At 55.7% G+C, this 15,285-nt stretch carries 18 protein-coding genes and 1 tRNA gene; 16 read left to right on the forward strand and 3 right to left on the reverse strand.

All coding sequences use genetic code 11. The annotated features are described in order from the left end of the window. Positions 1-21: 21 nt before the first annotated feature. Positions 22-489 carry a recombinase family protein gene (locus CPJ18_RS11160; RefSeq protein WP_320188293.1) on the reverse strand — a complete coding sequence of 156 codons (468 nt, stop codon included), beginning with the start codon at positions 487-489 and terminating at the stop codon, positions 22-24. A 621-nt stretch (positions 490-1,110) separates the two neighbouring features. On the opposite strand from CPJ18_RS11160, the gene CPJ18_RS11175 reads away from it, so the two are divergent. The 3 genes from CPJ18_RS11175 to CPJ18_RS11190 all read left to right on the forward strand — a co-directional run bounded on the left by CPJ18_RS11175 (position 1,111) and on the right by CPJ18_RS11190 (position 2,345). Further along, positions 1,111-1,458: a glycoside hydrolase family protein gene (locus CPJ18_RS11175; protein WP_407026459.1), complete on the forward strand. Its 348-nt coding sequence runs from the start codon at positions 1,111-1,113 to the stop codon at positions 1,456-1,458. Continuing rightward, positions 1,455-1,835, forward strand: a complete 381-nt coding sequence (locus tag CPJ18_RS27190) for a hypothetical protein (protein ID WP_245445392.1) — start codon at positions 1,455-1,457, stop codon at positions 1,833-1,835. Before CPJ18_RS11175 ends, CPJ18_RS27190 begins: the two co-directional genes overlap by 4 nt. Before the next feature lie 219 nt (positions 1,836-2,054). Further along, positions 2,055-2,345 (forward strand): hypothetical protein, encoded by a 291-nt coding sequence (locus CPJ18_RS11190; RefSeq protein ID WP_103658340.1) that lies wholly within the window; start codon positions 2,055-2,057, stop codon positions 2,343-2,345. A gap of 414 nt (positions 2,346-2,759) precedes the next feature. Here the strand turns inward: CPJ18_RS11190 and CPJ18_RS11200 are convergent. Then, positions 2,760-2,834, reverse strand: a tRNA-Thr gene (locus tag CPJ18_RS11200). 153 nt (positions 2,835-2,987) lie between these two features. Here CPJ18_RS11200 and CPJ18_RS11205 point away from each other — a divergent pair. The 9 genes from CPJ18_RS11205 to yacG all read left to right on the forward strand — a co-directional run bounded on the left by CPJ18_RS11205 (position 2,988) and on the right by yacG (position 8,859). Next, on the forward strand, positions 2,988-3,212 hold the full coding sequence (locus tag CPJ18_RS11205; RefSeq protein ID WP_103658343.1) for a hypothetical protein: 225 nt from the start codon (positions 2,988-2,990) through the stop codon (positions 3,210-3,212). A gap of 181 nt (positions 3,213-3,393) precedes the next feature. Continuing rightward, entirely contained in the window at positions 3,394-4,686 is a 1,293-nt protein-coding gene (murA, locus tag CPJ18_RS11210; protein ID WP_103658345.1) for a UDP-N-acetylglucosamine 1-carboxyvinyltransferase, read from the forward strand. Positions 4,687-4,796: 110 nt separating this feature from the next. Beyond that, a complete protein-coding gene (locus CPJ18_RS11215; RefSeq protein ID WP_103585020.1) occupies positions 4,797-5,234 on the forward strand; it encodes a DUF2948 family protein in 438 nt (145 codons plus the stop codon). Between the two features lie 153 nt (positions 5,235-5,387). Further along, positions 5,388-6,686: a histidinol dehydrogenase gene (gene hisD / locus CPJ18_RS11220; protein ID WP_103658347.1), complete on the forward strand. Its 1,299-nt coding sequence runs from the start codon at positions 5,388-5,390 to the stop codon at positions 6,684-6,686. Between the two features lie 4 nt (positions 6,687-6,690). Then, positions 6,691-7,164 carry a UPF0262 family protein gene (locus tag CPJ18_RS11225; protein ID WP_077101676.1) on the forward strand — a complete coding sequence of 158 codons (474 nt, stop codon included), beginning with the start codon at positions 6,691-6,693 and terminating at the stop codon, positions 7,162-7,164. Positions 7,165-7,166: 2 nt separating this feature from the next. After that, positions 7,167-7,646 (forward strand): arsenate-mycothiol transferase ArsC, encoded by a 480-nt coding sequence (locus CPJ18_RS11230; protein ID WP_245445393.1) that lies wholly within the window; start codon positions 7,167-7,169, stop codon positions 7,644-7,646. 105 nt (positions 7,647-7,751) lie between these two features. After that, positions 7,752-7,970, forward strand: coding sequence for a translation initiation factor IF-1 (gene infA / locus CPJ18_RS11235; RefSeq protein ID WP_027673809.1), 219 nt, complete (start codon positions 7,752-7,754; stop codon positions 7,968-7,970). Positions 7,971-8,000: 30 nt separating this feature from the next. Further along, positions 8,001-8,624, forward strand: coding sequence for a Maf-like protein (locus CPJ18_RS11240; protein ID WP_103658349.1), 624 nt, complete (start codon positions 8,001-8,003; stop codon positions 8,622-8,624). A gap of 4 nt (positions 8,625-8,628) precedes the next feature. Further along, positions 8,629-8,859, forward strand: a complete 231-nt coding sequence (gene yacG, locus CPJ18_RS11245) for a DNA gyrase inhibitor YacG (protein WP_103658351.1) — start codon at positions 8,629-8,631, stop codon at positions 8,857-8,859. A gap of 99 nt (positions 8,860-8,958) precedes the next feature. Here yacG and CPJ18_RS11250 read toward each other — a convergent pair whose 3' ends face one another. Next, on the reverse strand, positions 8,959-11,136 hold the full coding sequence (locus CPJ18_RS11250) for a DUF1217 domain-containing protein (RefSeq protein WP_103658353.1): 2,178 nt from the start codon (positions 11,134-11,136) through the stop codon (positions 8,959-8,961). Between the two features lie 283 nt (positions 11,137-11,419). Here CPJ18_RS11250 and flhA point away from each other — a divergent pair, with 283 nt between their 5' ends. Genes flhA through CPJ18_RS11270 form a run of 4 tightly spaced genes read left to right on the forward strand, consistent with a single transcriptional unit; the run spans position 11,420 to position 15,271 of the window. After that, positions 11,420-13,510, forward strand: coding sequence for a flagellar biosynthesis protein FlhA (gene flhA / locus CPJ18_RS11255; protein ID WP_077118747.1), 2,091 nt, complete (start codon positions 11,420-11,422; stop codon positions 13,508-13,510). Next, entirely contained in the window at positions 13,507-14,259 is a 753-nt protein-coding gene (gene fliR / locus CPJ18_RS11260; protein WP_077101687.1) for a flagellar biosynthetic protein FliR, read from the forward strand. Before flhA ends, fliR begins: the two co-directional genes overlap by 4 nt. 9 nt (positions 14,260-14,268) lie before the next feature. Further along, on the forward strand, positions 14,269-14,676 hold the full coding sequence (locus CPJ18_RS11265) for a hypothetical protein (protein ID WP_077101689.1): 408 nt from the start codon (positions 14,269-14,271) through the stop codon (positions 14,674-14,676). Positions 14,677-14,716: 40 nt separating this feature from the next. Next, positions 14,717-15,271 (forward strand): rod-binding protein, encoded by a 555-nt coding sequence (locus tag CPJ18_RS11270; RefSeq protein WP_077101691.1) that lies wholly within the window; start codon positions 14,717-14,719, stop codon positions 15,269-15,271. Positions 15,272-15,285: the final 14 nt, after the last annotated feature.

Raw genomic sequence — 15,285 nt, forward strand, 5'->3', positions numbered from 1 at the left:
AAGGCCATTTGCATTTTGCATTTAAGCCAGCCGCGAAACCCCTCTTAGGACGGTTCGAGGGTGGACCTTGTAAGCTTCAGCTACATCGCGCACCGACGCGCCGCTGCTCAGGGATGCACGGATTTTCTCGCATTCACCAGGACTAAGTGACGGTTTGCGCCCAGGCAGTTTACCTCTGGCTTTTGCCGCCGCTAGACCTGCCATTGTCCGTTCACGGATCAAGGACTTCTCGAACTGTGCGATGGCCGCGAAAATGTGGAATATCAACTGGCCGCCCGCCGATGCCGTATCGATGCTCTCCGTCAGCGATATGAACCCAATCCCGCGGCGTTTGAGAGTTTCGACCGTTGAAATCAGGTGGATGATAGACCGTCCCAGACGGTCGAGTCGCCATACAACAAGGACATCGCCGCGCCGGAGAGCTTTCAACATGGACGATAGACCGTCACGTTGCAGTTGCCCTCCCGAGACACCGTTGTCCTCGAAAATTCGGTCACACCCCGCGACCGTAGCGCGTTTAGCTGCAAATCCAGATGCTGATCAACCGTCGAAACGCGCGCATAACCGATCCTTGCCATATCGCCGATGAAGCCTTCCATTCCACATGTCTGCGTCACGACTTGACAGAAAGGAACGGTTTTGTCACGACACACCAAAGGTTGTCGTCCTACGCGTAAGCGCCTTTCATTGTTTAATTCATGGCCTGATCTGGAACCCGGATGTCTGCTCCGCGAAACCGTTCGTTTCTGTCCACCTGGACCAACCGTTGAAACCGAATGTCTCGTTCGCCGATCTGTCGAGGCGGCTGACAGACACCTGGCTGGGAAGGTCATCGGGATCAATATCACCGCATGAGGTCTGCCGTTCAGTTGCTGACTTTCTTCGAATCAACATGGCGTTGGTCGTCGTCCACACGGAGAAAGCACCTATCGACTGGCATGTGGAATTTATACGGCGGTACGGAATTCCCACGGGCTTGATCGATGTCGGGGTCTTACAAAAGGCTGTCCGCCTATGCGATGTTCCCGTAAGCGCCTTGCTTAACCGGAGCGGATTTCAGGCGGCTTCCTGCAATTCGCGCACGGCCTGGTCGTTGGCACGGGCAAGGGCATTGGCCCTGGAATGACGAAAACGAGGGCGGAGTGCAAGGGTATGCTGCTCCGCCGCGTTCATGATGACTTCTACCAAGTCATCGTGCAGTGCTCTCCGAACCTTTCGAAAGCCCCCGTCAGCGTTCGCGCCTCGATGATCTCTGGATCTTACAATTTCGGTGTGGGTGCCTGGTGCAAATCTACGGCGAAGGCCCGCATCGAGGCCGGCCAGTGGCGGGCTGCATGCGAAGCCCAGACGGCATTCAACCGCGCCGGCGGGCAGATCGTGCGAGGCCTGGTCAATCGACGTGAGATGGGGGACGCGCAGCGCATCGGTGAAGCCGAGCTTTGCGTGAGCGTCCTATGAGCTTCCTCCTCACAACGACGCTCGGGCGGGTGATCTCCGCCTGCATTCTTCTCCTTATCGCTTTTGTTGGTTTCCGGATCTGGCTGGCCGCGCACGATGACGCTCTGCTGAGTGGTTATGTGCTGCTTTCAGAAAAGACAGCCGCTGAAGCGAAGGTCACCGAGCTTGAGCGACAGCGCAATGCCGCCGCCCAGGCTCTCGAAGAATATCGGAAGCGCGCCACGGTCGATGCGCTGACGCAACAGAAGCTCGAAGCTCAACTCGAACAGGCGATCAAAGATGACAATCAGAATATTGATGATGGCGATTACCGGTGGAGCGATGCTGATCGTCTCTGGCTGTGCCGGCAAAGAGGCGCGCCTGATTGCGGCCGCTAACACACGGGGCAAGGCTGCGGCCGACGTGAACCTGCCGGATCTGCCCGAAGAGTGCCGTCAGAAGATGGGGCGCGTGGTGCCGAAGTATGGAGCAGAGAAGCCTCCCAATACACAGCTTCGGTGGGAGATCTCTGCCGACGCCGTCGATAGTAGGACGGGTCGCTGCGCTGGTTTTTATGACGGCGTCAAGACGCGTTTGAGTCGGCAGGAGACCAGGTGATGCAACAGGGCTATCAGGGGCCGGGAATGTGGGTGCGTATTCAGCACCGCTTCGGCCCGCGCATGATGGAATGGTTCATGGCCCTGCATATGGGGTTGTTCGGGTGGGTTCTTCTTCTGCCCTCGCAGACATTCAATCAGCCGGCGTTCATGGGCTTTAATGAAATCATGCCATCAGAGGATGCGCTAGGCTGGGTCATGTTCATTGTCGGATGTCTGCGCATTCTCGGTCTCGTCATTAACGGCTCCAGAAAGAAGGTAACGCCGCAGATAATCGCTTCATTGCGTTAACCAAGAGCCTGTCACGCTCTGCATCGAGAGCTGCCACTTGATGTGGTTTGGCATTCTCGTAGTTAACGCGTGCCGCCGCTTCGCGCTTTTTCCGAGCCTTTATATTGGAGGTCAGATGCTTTCCCCATCACAGCACCTTGCCGTTATGGATCGTGCGAGCGCGCTTTGCAGCCTCTATTGCGTCGATATTACAAAGCCCAAACCGCTCTTTAAGCGCTGGGATAATTTTACTGCCGCACTGAATTCTGTTCTCATTTAGCCAAACCGCAGCTTCTCGGAGCTTGGTGGCCGTAGAACGTGCAGTGAACGCGGTTCCCGGATTTTCCCCGTATTTTGTTGGGGATTGCCGGTTTGTTCCTGTTTGTGATGCTGGGGAGAGGGGAGGGAATAGCGCTGAAAGTTCAACGTTTTCAATGGTGCTGCGAAAGAGGATTGAACTCTCGACCTCTCCCTTACCAAGGGAGTGCTCTACCACTGAGCTACCGCAGCATCTAATGTCGAAGCATCCGCTTCACATCAAGTTGGGGCCTATTGCCATAGGTTTATGACGAGCGCAAGCCGCAATGTGCGACTTCGTCATTCCACGGTGTAAAAACCAGCGGGGGCTGTTGAAAAGGCCGGAATTCGGCTAGAGATACGCCCATGAACGATGATGACGATCTTTTAGAGGATAAGCTGGCGGCTTCCTTCGGGCAAAACGGGCCGGGCGACAGGGCGAAAAGGGCTGAAGCGGAGCGTAAGGCGCGAGCGGCCAAGAAGCTGCGCGAAAACCTTGCCCGACGCAAACAGCAGGCGCGTGCGCGACGTGCCGGGGAAGCAGACGAAACAATTGGTTTGCCTGCCGCAAAAACGGACGAATCGTGCTGACAAGAAACATTCAGCGGAAATTGAAATGGAGCCGAGTTTCATCTACTGCATGATCTCATTGGATTATGCGGCGGAGCCGCTCTTTCGGACATTTTCAGACCGGATATCATCGACGCACAGTCCGTTTGGACAGTCTGTCGCAAGCACTCAGGAAAGGCGGGCGCAAAGCCCGTAGGGACGTATGGATCGCATCAGAATTACCGGCGGGAACGAACTCAACGGCATCATCCCGATTTCGGGCGCTAAAAACGCGGCCTTGCCGCTGATGATCGCTTCACTGCTGACGAGCGACACTCTGACGCTTGAAAACGTGCCGCACCTCGCAGACGTCGAGCAACTTATCCGTATCCTCGGTAATCACGGCGTCGATATTTCCGTCAATGGTCGTCGTGAAAGCCAGGGCGAGAGCTATTCCCGTACCGTGCATTTTACGTGCCGCACCATCGTCGATACCACGGCACCTTACGAACTGGTGTCGAAGATGCGCGCCAGCTTCTGGGTCATCGGTCCGCTTCTGGCCCGTAACGGCCAGGCGCGTGTCTCCTTGCCGGGCGGTTGCGCCATCGGTACGCGTCCGGTCGATCTCTTCATCGAGGGTCTGGAGGCACTCGGTGCCACCATGGAAATCGATAGCGGTTACATCAATGCAACGGCTCCATCTGGCGGCCTGATCGGCGCGACCTACACATTCCCGAAAGTTTCGGTTGGCGCCACTCATGTGATGCTGATGGCAGCATCGCTGGCACGCGGCACAACGGTCATTCACAATGCGGCGCGTGAGCCTGAGGTCGTTGACCTTGCCCAGTGCCTGAGCGTCATGGGCGCGAAGATCGAAGGTGCCGGTACCTCCACGATTACCATTGAGGGCGTTACATCATTGTCCGGCGCACGCCACCGCGTCCTTCCAGACCGCATCGAAACCGGCACCTACGCCATGGCAGTTGCCATGACGGGTGGCGATGTTCTGCTGGAAGGTACACGGGCTTCGCTGCTCGACAACGCGCTTGATACGCTGAAGCTTGCCGGTGCGACCATCACCGAAACGGAAACGGGCCTGCGCGTCGTGCGCAACGGCAACGGCATTCACCCCGTTGATGTCGTCACCGAGCCGTTCCCCGGCTTCCCGACTGACCTCCAGGCGCAGTTCATGGCACTAATGACGCGGGCGCAGGGCGTTTCGCACATCACCGAGACGATCTTTGAAAACCGCTTCATGCACGTCCAGGAACTGGCGCGTCTGGGTGCAAAGATTTCGCTTTCGGGCCAAATGGCCCGCATCGAAGGTGTGTCGCGCCTGAAGGGTGCGCCGGTGATGGCGACCGATTTGCGCGCCTCCGTTTCCCTCGTCATTGCAGGTCTTGTGGCGGAGGGCGAAACGGTGGTTTCGCGTGTCTATCACCTCGACCGTGGCTTCGAGCGTCTGGAAGAAAAGCTCAACCGTTGCGGTGCGCAGGTCGAGCGCGTCAGCGACTAATACTCATTGCTCATCGAAGCCCGCTGGTTGTAGAGCGGGCTTCGACTGCCTATCTCCAAGTCACGATTGGAAATAAGCGGCTCTGTCCGCACAAAGAGGACATAGACACGATGAGTGGCCTTAAATTGATGGCGCTGGATAGCGAAGACCTCTCCGTCATTTCAACGCATATGCAGGACAGCGTTTTCAAGCTGAAAGACGTTTCTTTCGATTCCAAGCATGGTCAATTCCTGCTGTCTGCAAACCGTTTCGTTTGGGAAAAAGGTGCAAAGAAGGGCGAATCGCTTGAGCGATGCCGCACCGTCTTTGCGTTAAAACGTGTTGGAAACGCGCGTTCCCATGGGTTTGATCGCGATAACAAAGAGCAGGTTCTGTCTTTACTGGCGGTACGCTTTACGCAAAACGGCGAAGGCCCCGAGGGTACGGTGGAGCTGACGCTTTCCGGCGGCGGTGCCATTGCGGTTGATGTCGAGTGCATCGAAGCTCAAATGGCAGATGTCAGCGGTGGTTGGGAAACCGCGTCGAAACCGCATCACCCGGAAGCCTGACCTTGTAAGCAAGACTCACCTTATAACATTGGCGGACAGGGAATTGCCTTGCCCGCCTGTTTTAATTTATGCCACATACCCAAAGCGCAGTGCATATGCGCAGCAAGCATTTTCGCCCCTTCCGGTGGACGGGGCCTTGAAAGGGTAAGTGACGTGGCAATCTGGCTGGAGCAGGCTTCTCAAGATTTTGAACAGGCTTTCGCAGCGTTCCTGACGACGAAGAGAGAAGTATCCGAAGACGTCAATGTCGTGGTGCGTGACATCATCGATGATGTCCGCAAGCGCGGCGATGAGGCGCTGGCCCATTATTCACTCAAATTCGATGGCCTCGATTTCACCAAGACCTCCATGCGCGTCACGGCACAGGAAATCGACGCGGCGATTGCGCAGGTCGATCCCAGCGTTCTGGATGCCTTGAAGTTTGCCGCAGCGCGCATCGAAAAACATCACGCACGGCAGATGCCGAAAGACGATATCTATGAAGACGATATCGGCGTTGGCCTCGGCTCGCGCTGGACGGCGATCGAGGCGGTCGGGCTTTACGTGCCCGGCGGTACGGCAAGCTATCCTAGTTCAGTGCTGATGAATGCTGTTCCAGCCAAAGTGGCAGGTGTGGAGCGTGTCGTGATGGTTGTGCCTGCCAATGGCGGTACGATCAACCCGGCAGTGCTGGCAGCAGCGCGCATCGCCGGTGTCGAGGAAATCTACCGCATCGGTGGTGCGCAGGCCGTAGCGGCGCTGGCCTATGGCACGCAGACCATTGCACCGGTCGCCAAGATCGTTGGTCCCGGTAATGCCTATGTGGCGGCGGCCAAGCGGCATGTCTTCGGGACTGTCGGCATCGATATGATTGCCGGGCCATCGGAAGTGCTTGTCATTGCCGACAAGAACAACAATCCCGAATGGCTGGCTGCAGACCTTCTGGCGCAGGCTGAACATGACGAAGGTGCGCAGTCCATTCTGATCACCGACGATGCCGAGTTGGGCAGAGCGGTGGAGCAGGCGGTCGAGCGCCAGTTGAAGCTGCTGTCGCGCTCAAAGACGGCGACGGCCAGCTGGCGGGATTTCGGAGCGATCATTCTGGTCGAGGACCTTGCCGCATCCGTTCCTCTCGCCAACCGTATTGCCGCCGAGCATTTGGAACTGGCAGTGGATGACCCTGACGCCTTGATGGCAGGCATTCGTAATGCGGGGGCCATTTTCGTTGGCCGCCATACTCCGGAAGTCATCGGTGATTATGTCGGCGGCTCCAACCACGTTCTGCCGACGGCGCGCTCTGCACGTTTCTCGTCCGGCCTGTCGGTGCTGGATTTCGTCAAGCGCACGTCGATCCTGCGACTGGGGCCGGAACAGTTGCGCAAGCTTGCGCCCGCCGCCATTACGCTCGCCCATTCCGAGGGGCTGGACGCGCATGCGCGCTCAGTCGCCATCCGTCTCAATCTGGAAGGGTAGGGAGATGGACCCAAGCACTTTCAGGCTCTGCGATGTGGTTCTGGACGAGAGCATCGGCCGGTCCACGCCTGACGTGGAGCATGAACGTGCCGTCGCCATCTTCGATCTGATCGAGGAAAACAGTTTCGAGCCGATCGGTCACGCGGGCGGCCCCTATAAGCTCAATATCTCTCTGGTCGATACCAAGCTGGTATTTTCGATCAAGACCGAAGACGAGCAGGCAGTCGCGACCCACATCCTGTCGCTGACGCCGTTCAGGCGGATTATCAAAGACTACTTCATGATTTGCGAGAGCTATTATGAGGCGATACGCTCTTCGACACCGAGCCAGATCGAAGCGATCGACATGGGCCGACGCGGTATCCACAATGATGGCTCGCAGACGCTGATGGACCGGTTGTCCGGTAAGATCAAGGTGGACTTCGACACGGCACGGCGGCTGTTCACACTTGTCTGTGTGCTGTATTGGCGGGGGTAGGCATGCAGGATCCTGCGGGTGTCGACTTGAAACAAAAGGTGCCGCGCGCCATATTGTTCATGTGCGGAATGAACGCCATTCGCTCTCCCATGGCAGAAGTCATCGCCAAGCAGCTGGTCGCTCCGGGCATCTACATTCAATCGGCGGGCGTGCGCGCAGGTGAGCGCGACCCTTTCGTGGATGCCGTGCTGGATGAGGCCGGGTTGGCGCTAAGCAAACACAAGCCGCGCACCATGGACGAGATCGAGGACGATTTCTTTGATCTTATCATTACCTTGACACCCGAGGCACACCACAAAGCGCTTGAACTGACGAGATCCAATTCTCTCGATGTGGTTTACTGGCCGACCATGGACCCGACTGTCGCAACCGGCACCCGGGACCAGATTCTGGAAGCCTACCGAGAGGTGCGAGAGCACCTGACAAAGCTGATTTCGGAGCGTCTGCCACAGCGTGCCAAACCGTTTTCCGAGACACTTTAAAACGATTGACAATTTAGGTTCACAAATGTGCGGCGATTGTGTAGTTTCCGCGCAATTTTCCCGGCCTGTTCTGGCTGGCATTATCAACAGGAAGAAAAACACTATATGACAAAAGAAGAAGTCCTTGAGTTTCCGGGCGTTGTTACCGAACTTTTGCCGAACGCGACCTTTCGCGTGAAGCTGGAAAACGAACACGAAATCATCGCCCACACCGCTGGCCGCATGCGCAAGAACCGTATTCGCGTTCTGGCAGGTGACAAGGTGCTGGTCGAAATGACGCCTTATGACCTGACAAAGGGTCGCATCACTTACCGTTTCAAATAATCGTCCGGCAGATCGGACGACTGGCAGAGCATGACAGACGCAAAACAAAAGCTGATTCTGGCTTCCGGGTCGCCACGCCGTCTTGAGCTGTTGCATCAGGTTGGCATCGAGCCCGCACGGCTAATGCCGATGGACATCGACGAGACGCCTGCACGGCTGGAGCATCCCCGTACTCTGTGCCGTCGTCTTTCCTCGCAGAAGGCCCAAGCTGCCTACAAAGCAGTGAAGGGTGAGCTTGCGTGGAAGGGTGCCTATGTGCTGGGCTCCGATACCGTCGTGGCCGTCGGCCGCCGTATCGTCGGCAAGGCTGAGTACATCGAGGATGCGTCTGCTGCTTTGCATTTGCTATCGGGCCGCAGCCACTGGGTCTATACGGGCATCTGCCTCGTAACTCCCAGCGGAAAGGTGCGCCAGAAGGTCGTAGAGACCAAAGTGCGCTTCAAACGCCTCTCCCAGCAGGAGATAGACAGCTACATCGCGTCTGGGCAATGGCGTGGAAAGGCGGGTGCCTACGGTATTCAGGGCATTGCCGGCTGCTTCGTGCAGAAGCTGACCGGGTCCTACACGAATGTCGTTGGTCTTCCGCTCTATGAAACGGTATCGCTTCTGGCCGGAGAAGGTTTTGAGGTCGCGCCCGCTTGGCCGGAAGGTTGATCCCATGACAGATGAATCCAGTAAATCTACCGTCACTCCGCTGCGCAAGGCCCAGCCATGCCCGGAATGCAAACGGCCGTCCTCGCGTGAGGATTATCCCTTCTGCTCGGATCGCTGCCGCTCTCTGGACCTCTCGCGCTGGCTGAAAGGCTCCTACGCCATTCCCGTGGCTGACGATGAGAGCAATGCGGATGAAGAGGGCGTCGCAAGGCGCGCAGAAGACGACGAATATTAGGCGTCACCCAGATCATTTTATAGCACATATAAAAGGCCCGAAAATTTCCTGGATTTCGGGCCTTTTCGTTGCGCAGTCAGAATTGGGTTGAAAGGCTCGTCACCCTGCCTTCAACTGGGCAACCGCCAGAAGCGTATCCGCGCTGATCGACGTGCTGCCATTTAAAATAGACAGGCTCGATGAGGTCGTGCTGTTTTGAACATCGTACAGTGAGGTATACCGCTTGAGGACCTTGGTAATATAATCAGGATCCTGAAGCTTCGATATGTCGATATTGGACGTTACGAGTTTCGCTTGTTTTTCCACATCCATATTGCCGATCGAGTCCGGCAAGCTGAAGGCGGTCTTGACGAATTGGAACAGTGCGTCATCACTCAAGAAGCCATAGGCACTTGAAATTGTCGGAGCCATTCGCTCGAAATACAGAGCAAGCCGGACGCCTTGGTTGGATTCACCCTGGTCCTCTTCCAGTGTCTGCCGGATATAATGGTTGGTGGTTTCCAGAACGGCACCACGCTGCTGCCCACCACTCACCGCGTCAGACGTGAGGTTGCCTTCGGCATTAAAATTGAAAGATGCTACGATTTCGGCAAACTTGTTGTCTGAGAGAGAATTCACATAGCTCTTAGGATCCGATAAATCGGATGAGAACATTTTCTTGAGTTCGCCGGACACCATAGTTTTTGGATCTACGCCGTTTGCTTCAAGAATGTAGTTCGTCAAACGGCTGTCAGAGAGCAAATCCTTCACCGAAGTGACGGTTTTCATTTGCTCCTTGTAATACTCCGTTTCCTTATCCGCTTTGTCGATTGCGGCTTCTTTGGCCTTGCCGGTCAGGCCTCTTACTTTGGCGCTTTCGTAGTCCGACGCATATCGGTCGGTCATGCTTTCCGATTGGGCGAGAACCGGTGCCTTCAACCCGCCATCGGTGGTAAAGTTGAACGCCTTGTTGAGCTCAACGAAACGGTCGTCCTTCAAAGAATTGACGTAGCTTTTCTTGTCGGTCACATCGCTTGTCAAAACACGTTTGAGTTCGGATTGGCTGACCTCATCAGGATCGATCCCGAACGCCCTCAGCGCTACGTCCCAAACTTCTGTGACGCTGTCATTCTTTTTGTCGTCGTCTTTTTTGTTGGAAACAAAAAAGTCATCCAGGCTCGTGAATCCGGCAACGCGCGTTTCGTAATTCGAAACCGCATCGTCAACTGCCGTTGACTGCTCTTTCACAAAGGCCGTCTTGTAGAGCTTGTTTATATCGGTGGTCTGAGTGGTTGTCTGCGCGGTATTCCCGTCAGCTAAAGTGCCATCAGTTTCGAAATTGAAATAATCCAGCAGCTTCGTGTTGCCGTAGGTCGTCGCAAAATTCTCGCTGGACATCAGGCTTGCAACACTGCTGGCCATAATCGTCGGGTTGAGATCAAACGCTGTTTTAACGTAATCCAACATCCTGGTATCAGCCACCAAATCCTTCGCGGTGGTCACCGTCGCGATGTTCTTTTCCCAGTAGCGTTTGTTGGCATCGGCCAGAGTATCAGACGGAAACGTCGACTTGTTGTAGATGTAGTCGAGCTTCAAATCTTCTGTCTGGTCTGTGGTCTGTATACTGCCGTCAACGCTGCCATCCGTATTAAAATTGAAGGCTTCGGCGAGCTTCTTCCACGCAGGGTTCTTGGCCTGATTGGCAACACTGTCCGGGTCGTCGAGATCGCTTGTCAAAACCTGTTTCAGATAGCTTTTAGAGACGTAGTCGGAATCGAGGCCAACCGCGTCGAGCATATAGGTGCGAAGCCGCGAGTTGTTAACCAGGCTATCGAGATCAGTGACTTTCCCGATCTGAGCGGCAAAATAGGTTGATTCGGTTTTGAGCGATGTTTCTTCTGCCGTAAACGAGGCCTTGTAAGCATCGGTCAGGCTGCCAGCCTGCGCGGAGTTCTGGGCAGTCTTCTTATCGCCTGCGAAGTTGAAAACTTCGGCAAATTGCAGATATCGCTTATCCGTCATCGAATTGGCGAAGCTGGTACTGTCGTTGAGATCGCTTTCCAGGACCTTTCGCATGAAGGCTTTGCCGTAGGTCATAGCCTCCAGGCCATAGGCCTTCATGGCATAGGAATAGAGCTTATAGTCGCCTAGAAACTCATCGACCGTGGTGACCTTGCCAATATTTTCCTCGTAATACGCAGTATCTCGCGCAACCGTTGACTGGTTTGCGACCGACGACAACGAGGACTTTAGGTCTCGGTTGACGCTGAGATAGCTTGTATAGGTGGAAATCGCCATAGATAGCCTTGCAAAGTTTGGCCTTGGTCATCGGCCAGCGTGCACGCCATCATCGCGCGAATAATGCTTCCTTTATATTACAAAAATAGTCTGAACCAAAGCCTAAATATTGACGAGTAATCACTGGCGGACGGAAACGCGGCCAATGCGATTTCGTCCACTCTCGCGCAAGCTTGATCCAATAATGCTGCGACGTCGATCTGTGTCCAATCGGTCGGCACGGCTTTTTCATGACGGGATAGCCGGGACGCTTCTGCAGTTCTCATGAAGAGATGGAGTTAGAATGGCGACGCCTCCGAGCATATTGCCCCTTCCAAAGGCCGCACCAGGTGGCCGCGACGTCGGGTTTGCTGTGGGCATCGTGTCCATCCTCTGTATCCTCTTCCTGCCGATCCCGGTCTTCCTCATCGATATGGGCCTGGCATTTTCAATTGCCTTTTCCGTCCTCATCCTGATGGTGTCCTTGTGGATCCAGCGACCACTGGATTTCTCGTCTTTCCCGACCATCCTTCTGATTTCGACCATGATCCGTCTGGCGCTGAACATTGCGACGACGCGTGTCATTCTGTCTCACGGCAATCAGGGCCATGAAGCCGCCGGTGGCGTGATCGCCGGCTTCTCGACTCTGGTGATGTCGGGCGACTTCGTCATCGGTCTGATCGTCTTCCTCATCCTCATCGTGGTGAACTTCATCGTCATCACCAAGGGTGCGACGCGTATCGCGGAAGTCGGTGCCCGCTTCACCCTCGATGCCATTCCCGGCAAGCAGATGTCGATCGACGCCGACTTGTCCGCCGGTATCATCAACGAGAAAGAAGCCCAGCTACGTCGTCGTGAGCTGGAGGAAGAAAGCGCTTTCTACGGTGCCATGGACGGTGCGTCCAAGTTCGTTCGTGGTGACGCGGTCGCAGGACTGATGATCACGGCCATCAACATTTGCGGCGGCATCATCATCGGCGTCTTCCGCCACGGCATGCCGATTGGCGAAGCTGCCGACGTGTTCGTAAAGCTCTCCGTTGGTGACGGTATCGTTTCGCAGGTACCGGCTCTGATCGTCTCGCTGGCAGCCGGTCTTATCATTACCCGTGGCGGCACGCAGGGTTCCACGGACACCGCCGTCATCAATCAGTTGAGCGGATATCCGAAAGCCCTGTCTGTGGCCGCGGGCCTGATGTTCGTTCTCTCGCTCGTTCCGGGCTTGCCGTTAGTACCATTCATGTTCCTCGGTCTGCTGCTGGCATTCGGCGCATGGTTCATTCCACGGCAGCTGGCGCAGGTGAAGGACGCAGAGCGCGCTGCCGAACAACAGCAGACGGACAAAGCCCAGGAAGCGGAAAAAGATACCGTCAAGAACTCCCTGCGCACGACCGAGATCGAGCTTGCCCTCGGCAAGCAGGTGTCTCCAAGGCTGCTCGGCGCGCATCAGGAACTTGGTTTCCGGGTGGGCAAGATGCGCAAGAAGTTCGCCACCCAGTACGGTTTTGTCGTTCCGGAAATCAAGGTCACGGACGATATCGCCATTCCCGACAAGTCCTACCAGATCAGAATCCACGGCACGACGGTCGCGGCAAGCACGCTGCGGGTTGGCGAAGTTCTCGTCATCACCGGCAAGGGTCGCAGACCGTCCGTTCCCGGCGACGATGTGCGGGAACCAGCGTTCGGCATGCCAGCCGTTTCGGTTCTGGAAAACTTCGTGGAAGACCTCAAGCGCGAAGGCTTCCACCCCATCGATAATATTTCGGCCTTGTTGACCCACGTCAGCGAAGTCATCCGCAATAATCTACCGATGCTGCTGTCCTACAAGGACGTCAAGGTTCTCATCGACAGGCTTGATCCGGAATACAAGAAGCTGGCCGATGAAATCTGCTCGTCGCACATGTCTTACTCCGGCTTGCAGGCCATCCTGAAACTGCTGCTGGCAGAGCGCGTTTCCATCCGCAACCTCCACCTCATTCTGGAAGCCGTAGCCGAGCTCGCGCCGCATCTTCGCAGAACTGAGCAGATCGTCGAACACGTCCGTATCCGCATGGCGCAGCAAATCTGTGGCGATCTTTCGGACAACGGTGTTCTGCGCGTATTGAGATTGGGAACGAAGTGGGATGTCGTCTTCCAGCAGGCCCTCAAGCGCGATCCGAAGGGCGAAGTGATCGAATTCGATATCGATCCGCGCCAGGTCGAAGAGTTCTCCAACGAAGCGAGCAAAGTAATCCGTGAATACATGGATGTCGGTCTGCCATTCGTACTTGTTACTTTGCCTGAAACCCGGTCTTATGTCCGTATGATTACGGAACGCCTCTTCAGCACGCTGCCGGTGCTGTCACATGTCGAATTGGCCAAGGGCACGGAAATAAAGATACTCGGCTCGATCTCATGATCTCAGACCCGCAGGGAACGGTTATGGCACTCTTTCTGGCGTTTTGCCGGATTGGTGCCTGCTTGATGGTGATGCCGGGATTTTCTTCGGCGCGCCTTCCCATGCAGATACGCTTGTTGCTTGCCATGGCCCTCTCGATGGCCATTTTGCCGTTATTATGGGACACGATCTATCCCTTGGTGAAAACCGACACGATCACCTATCTCAAATTCATTTTCTTTGAATCGCTGGTGGGTGCCACCTTCGGCATGATCGCCCATCTCTATGTGCTGGGCATGCAGTTTGCCGCGACGGCCATCGGCACCGCGATTTCCTTCACAGGTCCGCCAGTCCAGGACGCGCTCGAAGACACATCGGAAAACCAGCTTTCAAGCATGTTGTCCTATGGCGTTCTGTTGCTCCTGTTCATTCTCGATTTCCACCATGTCGTCTTCCGTGCCATCGTGGACTCATACGCATCCATCCCCTTGGGCGGTGCGATGAGTGTGCAAAGAATGCTGATCTCGCTGACGGATACGCTGGTCGCCTCCATGAATATCGCTCTTCGCGTCGCCAGCCCGTTCATTCTCTATGGCTTTCTGTTCAATGTGGCGATCGGCCTCATTAACAAGCTCGCCCCGCAAATACCGGTCTACTTCATATCGACCCCTTACGCGTTGGGTGGGGGGCTGTTGTTGCTCTATTTCGGCATCGCGGCGCTGGTGAACCAGTTCGCGAGCGGGTTTTTCCGCGTTTTTGCAAATATGTGAGGAACGGAAATGGATGATTCGAAATCCAAAAAGCTCAACAGACTGGCCAAGGTTCAAGGGCATCTCAAGAAGATGGCTGAAAACGAGTTGGCGATCACCACTCGCGAACGCAACGAGATCGCAGAAAAGATCGACGCTCTGAGCGGGTATCTGACGTCGCTCGACCCGATGCACCAGCAGATGCTCAAGCATTACGCCACCCGCCATGGAAAACTGATGTCCCGCGACGTCCGCCTCGAGTCGATCGAGAAGGCGCAGGAGCAGCAGGTCATGAAAGAGACGAAGAAGGGCGAACGTCTGGAGGACAAACGAGATGCAGCGCGCGCGGACGAGTTGCGTGTTCGCGAAGATAACAGCGTCTACGAGCTGATCGATCTCCATATGAGCCTGAAAGACTCCAGCCTCCAGCAAGGTTAGGACGGTATCGTCATCCGATAAAACGGAAAAGGATGACGACGTGGCCATTTCTCCTCCAAGCGATCTTGTGCTTGATGTTGTGAATGCAGCCGACCCGACACAGGTCATGGCGGCTAGAGAAAAACTGCGCTCGGTGAGCGCCTCGCACGAAGCGTCGGTGCTGACTGCCAGCAATGCCGGCTTTGAATCGGCTATTAACAGCATCGACACGGCCGCCGGGAAGGCGGGCGTCGGCAACATTCACCATGTGAAGAGCGACGAGAAGATTCCTGAAACCTATCGCAAGTTCGAGGCCAGTGTTCTGTCGACCATGCTCCAGAACATGATGCCGAAGGAAAGCGAAGACGTTTACGGCAAGGGTTCCGCCGGTGATTTCTGGAAAAGCATGATGGCTGAACAAATGGCAGATGCCGTTTCCAAGCGCGGCGGCATCGGCATTGCCGAACAGGCCTACAATCAAGCCATGCAGAAGGTGCGAAATGCTGAAGCGCCCACCAAGATGAACGAGGACGACAAGAGCCTCGCCGTCAGCATGGTGACGGACTTCCAGCGGCGTACTTTTTCTGTAGCTGAACCAAACAAGACTGAAACTTAAGCGGCGGAGCGCTG

This window comes from Agrobacterium rosae (genome assembly GCF_002915175.1).
GTDB classification, from domain to species: domain Bacteria; phylum Pseudomonadota; class Alphaproteobacteria; order Rhizobiales; family Rhizobiaceae; genus Agrobacterium; species Agrobacterium rosae.

Bases quoted from the DNA above. Each gene is read 5' to 3' on its own strand.
- infA (WP_027673809.1), top strand. From the start codon at position 7,752: ATGACAAAAGAAGAAGTCCTTGAGTTTCCGGGCGTTGTTACCGAACTT.
- flhA (WP_077118747.1), top strand. From the start codon at position 11,420: ATGGCGACGCCTCCGAGCATATTGCCCCTTCCAAAGGCCGCACCAGGT.
- CPJ18_RS11205 (WP_103658343.1), top strand. From the start codon at position 2,988: ATGAACGATGATGACGATCTTTTAGAGGATAAGCTGGCGGCTTCCTTC.
- yacG (WP_103658351.1), top strand. From the start codon at position 8,629: ATGACAGATGAATCCAGTAAATCTACCGTCACTCCGCTGCGCAAGGCC.
- CPJ18_RS11230 (WP_245445393.1), top strand. From the start codon at position 7,167: ATGCAGGATCCTGCGGGTGTCGACTTGAAACAAAAGGTGCCGCGCGCC.
- murA (WP_103658345.1), top strand. From the start codon at position 3,394: ATGGATCGCATCAGAATTACCGGCGGGAACGAACTCAACGGCATCATC.
- CPJ18_RS11215 (WP_103585020.1), top strand. From the start codon at position 4,797: ATGAGTGGCCTTAAATTGATGGCGCTGGATAGCGAAGACCTCTCCGTC.
- CPJ18_RS11240 (WP_103658349.1), top strand. From the start codon at position 8,001: ATGACAGACGCAAAACAAAAGCTGATTCTGGCTTCCGGGTCGCCACGC.
- CPJ18_RS11265 (WP_077101689.1), top strand. From the start codon at position 14,269: ATGGATGATTCGAAATCCAAAAAGCTCAACAGACTGGCCAAGGTTCAA.
- CPJ18_RS11250 (WP_103658353.1), bottom strand. From the start codon at position 11,136: ATGGCGATTTCCACCTATACAAGCTATCTCAGCGTCAACCGAGACCTA.
- CPJ18_RS11190 (WP_103658340.1), top strand. From the start codon at position 2,055: ATGCAACAGGGCTATCAGGGGCCGGGAATGTGGGTGCGTATTCAGCAC.
- CPJ18_RS11225 (WP_077101676.1), top strand. From the start codon at position 6,691: ATGGACCCAAGCACTTTCAGGCTCTGCGATGTGGTTCTGGACGAGAGC.
- CPJ18_RS27190 (WP_245445392.1), top strand. From the start codon at position 1,455: ATGAGCTTCCTCCTCACAACGACGCTCGGGCGGGTGATCTCCGCCTGC.
- fliR (WP_077101687.1), top strand. From the start codon at position 13,507: ATGATCTCAGACCCGCAGGGAACGGTTATGGCACTCTTTCTGGCGTTT.